This window comes from Gordonibacter pamelaeae 7-10-1-b (assembly GCF_000210055.1).
GTDB lineage: Bacteria > Actinomycetota > Coriobacteriia > Coriobacteriales > Eggerthellaceae > Gordonibacter > Gordonibacter pamelaeae.
Window position 1 is genome coordinate 1,541,736 of record NC_021021.1, and the last position, 4,421, is coordinate 1,546,156.

Annotated in this window: 4 protein-coding genes; all 4 read left to right on the forward strand. The window is 67.2% G+C overall.

Annotation, left to right across the window (positions count from 1 at the left end):
- The first annotated feature begins 233 nt into the window (after positions 1-233).
- Positions 234-923 carry a Maf family protein gene (locus tag GPA_RS07125; protein WP_015539442.1) on the forward strand — a complete coding sequence of 230 codons (690 nt, stop codon included), beginning with the start codon at positions 234-236 and terminating at the stop codon, positions 921-923.
- 235 nt (positions 924-1,158) lie between these two features.
- The gene (gene hpt, locus GPA_RS07130; protein WP_041239226.1) at positions 1,159-1,707 is read left to right on the forward strand and encodes a hypoxanthine phosphoribosyltransferase; all 549 of its coding nucleotides are present in this window, start codon (positions 1,159-1,161) and stop codon (positions 1,705-1,707) included.
- Between the two features lie 146 nt (positions 1,708-1,853).
- Positions 1,854-4,199 (forward strand): ATP-dependent zinc metalloprotease FtsH, encoded by a 2,346-nt coding sequence (gene ftsH / locus GPA_RS07135; protein ID WP_015539443.1) that lies wholly within the window; start codon positions 1,854-1,856, stop codon positions 4,197-4,199.
- On the forward strand, positions 4,196-4,421 hold a 226-nt coding region (locus GPA_RS07140), incomplete at its 3' end, for a dihydropteroate synthase (RefSeq protein ID WP_041239227.1). The genes ftsH and GPA_RS07140, both read left to right, overlap by 4 nt.

Consider the following 4,421-nt stretch of genomic DNA (forward strand, 5'->3'; position numbering starts at 1 on the left):
CCGAGGCGCGCGTGGAGGCGGCGTCGGTGGAAGCCGTGCTGGCCGCCTACGACGATGCCGGCGCCCCCCGCGGCGGCTACGTGGCGAACATCCAGGGAGACCTGGCCGTCAGCGCCAACAAGCGCGGCGTGCGCATCGAGCCCATGGCCGCGTTCCGCGCACGCCGAAAGCGGAAGTGACGGGAAGCCGGGTTCGCGCCCTTCTGCACCCGGCCTTGCGTTACAATACCGGGCATGGATAACGAACAGAACACCCACGAGGCGGCCGCGTGCAGCGCGGGGGCCGCCGCTTCCGGCGGGGAGCCCGCCCCCGACATCATCCTGGCCAGCGGCTCGCCGCGGCGCAAGCAGCTGCTGGAGGACGCGGGCATCGCGTTCTCCGTGCGCGTGTCCGAGGTCGACGAGACCTTGGAGCCCGACCTTTTGGCCGACCCGCCCGAGGCGGCGAAGAAGCTGGCCGAGCGCAAGGCCGGCGCCGTGGTGCAGGAGGTGCTGTCCGAGAACTACCTGGGCATGGCGGCCGTGCTGGGCGCCGATACCATGGTCGTGCTCGACGGCGAGATATTCGGCAAGCCCGCCAGCCTCTCGGACGCCAAGCGCATGCTGCGCCGCCTGTCCGGCCGCACCCACGAGGTGGTCACGGCCGTGTCGCTGTGGATGGTGGCCGCGCCGACCATCGAGGACATCTCCGTGGGCTTTCGCACGTTCGTCGACCGCTCCGCCGTCACGTTCCGCAGCCTCACCGACGAGGAAATTGCTGACTACCTGCGGAAAGGCGAGTCGTTCGACAAGGCGGGCGCCTACGCCGTGCAAGGGGAGGGGGCCAGCCTCGTGGAGGGCGTCGACGGTGCGCTCGACACGGTCATCGGCCTGCCGGTCGGCCGCCTGCTGGACGAGTTCCCCGACCTGTTCGCCGCTCGCTGACGGCTGGCTGACGAAAACGAAACCCGCTGCTTTTTCAACCTATACGCCCTGTTCCCGCAGCGAAATGTAAAAATCGTGGCCCTTGGCCCGGCGTTACCGTCTCGTCTCCTTTTATGAAGGGTGCAATGGTACACTAACCGAATCTCAAGGTAAGCGTGACGCCTCCGCTCACGTATCGCGCCTCGGCGCGGGACGGGGCGCGGCGGGCGCGGATGTGACGAAGAGGATGCGAACTGTGCACAACGACCTAGCCGAGGTGCTGTTCACCGAAGAGGAAATCGCCGGGCGCGTGGGCGAGATGGGACGCGCTATCACGCGCGACTACGCCTGCACCGCGGACGAGGGCGGCATCGTCCTCGTGTCCGTGCTGCGCGGCGCGGCTATCTTCATGGCGGACCTGGCCCGCAGGATCGAGCTGCCGGTGGAGATGGACTACCTGGCCGTCTCGTCGTACGGCAACGGTGCGAAGAGCTCCGGCGTCGTACGCATCCTGAAAGACCTCACGTCCGAGATCGAAGGGCGCCACGTGATCGTGGCCGAGGATATCCTCGACTCCGGTCTCACCTTGACGTACTTGCTGAAAAACCTGTCGTCGCGTCATCCGGCCTCCCTCGAAGTGGCCACGCTTCTGCGGAAGAAGACGCCCGCGCAGGCGAAGATCGACTGCAAATACCTCGGTTTCGAGTGCCCCGACGATTTCATCGTGGGTTACGGGCTGGACTACGCGGAACGCTATCGCAACCTGCCCTGCATCGGCATCTTGAAGCCGGAGATCTACCAATAACGACGTACCCGCGGCGGACGGAGGCGCACCGAACGGGTGCCGTCCAGCCCGCCAGGTAAGCGTGCGGAGGCGGCTTTAGCAGGCGGCGGATGGGAAGTCCGCGCCGGAAGCCGCAGCCGGCCGTTCGGGAAGGAAAGTCAGGCTCCATGGCACAGGATAACAAGAACAACAACAAGAAGTCGCAGTTCCAGCAGCCAAGTCCTCGGACGACCATCATCTCGGTCGTCCTGTTCCTGATCGTGGCCTTCTTCGTGGGCCAGCAGTTCATGAACATGTCCAGCACCACGCAGACCGACGGCCTCATCACGTCGGAGTTCGTGCAGGCGGTGGAGCAGGACCGCGTCACGAAGGTCGTGTACGACGCCGGCGGGCATACCGTGTCCGGCTCGTACTACCCGGCCGTCACGGCAGGCTCGACGGCGGCCAACGCGTTCAACGACGCGTTCCAGGCGCTCAACGCGCGCATGGCCACGCTCAAGAACCCCGACACCGGCAAGGCGCTGGGCGGCGTGGGCACCACCGACGTCAACGCGGCCACCCTCGGCAGCGAGCGCAACTTCACGTCCACCTACGTGGGCCAGGACTCGCTCGGCGAGCTCATGGCCGCGCACCCGAACATCCCCTACCAGGTGAACCTGCCGTCCGGCTTCATGGACCTGCTCATCACGCTGCTGCCCATCATCGCCATCGGCGCGCTGCTGTTCTTCTTCTTCAACTCCATGCAGAAGGCGAACAACTCGCAGATGTCGTTCGGCAAGGCCAAGACGAAGAAGTCCATCGAGGAGCGCCCGGACGTGAAGTTCTCCGACGTGGCCGGCGTGGACGAGGCCGTGGAGGAGATGCAGGAGATCAAGGACTTCCTGGCGAACCCGGCGAAGTACCAGTCCATGGGCGCGAAGATCCCCCGCGGCTGCTTGCTTGTGGGCCCTCCGGGCACCGGCAAGACGCTGCTCGCGCGCGCCGTCGCCGGCGAGGCGGGCGTGCCGTTCTTCAGCATCTCGGGCTCGGACTTCGTGGAGATGTTCGTGGGCGTGGGCGCCTCCCGCGTGCGCGACCTGTTCCAGCAGGCCAAGGACGCGAGCCCGGCCATCATCTTCATCGACGAGATCGACGCGGTGGGCCGCCAGCGCGGCACGGGCCTGGGCGGCGGCCACGACGAGCGCGAGCAGACGCTCAACCAGCTGCTCGTGGAGATGGACGGCTTCGAGAGCAACGACTCCGTGGTGCTCATCGCCGCCACGAACCGCGCCGACGTGCTCGACCCCGCCCTGCTGCGCCCCGGCCGCTTCGACCGCCAGATCGTGGTGGACGCGCCCGACGTGAAGGGCCGCGAGAAGATCCTGCAGGTGCACAGCAAGGACAAGCCCATCGGCAGCGACGTTGACCTGGCGAAGGTGGCCAAGCTCACGCCGGGCTTCACGGGCGCCGACCTGGCGAACCTCATGAACGAGTCGGCGCTGCTCACGGCGCGCCGCGGCAAGAAGATCATCACGCAGCGCGAGGTGAGCGAGTCCATGGAGCGCGTCATCGCCGGTCCGGAGCGCAAGGGCCGCGTGCTCGACGAGCAGACCAAGCACACTATCGCCTACCACGAGAGCGGCCACGCCCTGGTGGGGCATTTGCTGCCGCACGCCGACCCCGTGCACAAGATCTCGATCATCTCGCGCGGCCGCGCGCTGGGCTACACGCTGTCCATCCCCAAGGAGGACAAGGTGCTCAACTCGCTCGGCGAGATGCGCGACGAGCTGGCCGTGTTCATGGGCGGCCGCGTGGCGGAGGAGATCTTCTGCGACGACATCACCACGGGCGCCTCGAACGACCTCGAGCGCGCCACGAAGATGGCCCGCGCCATCGTCACGCAGTACGGCATGAGCGCCGAGCTGGGCACGCAGGTGTTCGGCCAGCCGAACCACGAGGTGTTCCTGGGCCGCGACTACGGCAACACGCAGGACTACTCGGAGGAGACGGCCAAGCGCATCGACGACGAGGTCGCCCGCATTATGAAGGACGCGCACGACCGCGCCTACGAGATCCTCGTGAGCCATCGCGAGCAGATGGACCTCATGGCCAGCGTGCTCCTGGAGCGCGAGACGGTGGAGGGCGAGGCGTGCCTGGCGCTGCTTGACAACACGTGGGATGACTACCTGAAGCACGAGGGCGAGATCAACGCCCGCAAGGAGGCCGAGGAGCAGTCGGCGCGCGAGCGCGATGCCAAGCTCGCCGACCCGAACTGGAAAGAGGAGCCGGTGGAGCCGGGCGACCAAAACCCGAACCCCCCGTTCCGCGAGCCCTCCGATGAGGATGACGGGGCCGCAGCCGGTGCGCAGGCGTCGGGCGCGGCCCCTGCAGAGCCCGCTGACGGCTCGAAGAGCTTCCTCGACGAGATGGAGAAGGGCTTCCGCGAGATGATGGGCGACGGCAAGGGCGCGCCGCAGGACGGGAAGCCCGCCGACCGCACCGACGACGAGAAAGGCGACGGAGAGCGTAAATGATCTGGCGCTGTGCTGATTTCGAGTTCGACACCAAGATGCCCATCGTCATGGGCATCTTGAACGTTACCCCCGATTCCTTCTCCGACGGCGGCGAGCACGAGGACAGGGATGCCGCGCTCGCGCACGCCGAGCGGATGGTGGAGGAGGGAGCCGCCATCGTGGACGTGGGCGGCGAATCCACCCGGCCCGGAGCCGCGCCCGTGAGCGTGGACGAAGAGCTGG

Excerpts from the sequence above, each read along its gene's own strand:
- GPA_RS07125 (WP_015539442.1), top strand. The coding sequence starts at position 234 with ATGGATAACGAACAGAACACCCACGAGGCGGCCGCGTGCAGCGCGGGG.
- ftsH (WP_015539443.1), top strand. The coding sequence starts at position 1,854 with ATGGCACAGGATAACAAGAACAACAACAAGAAGTCGCAGTTCCAGCAG.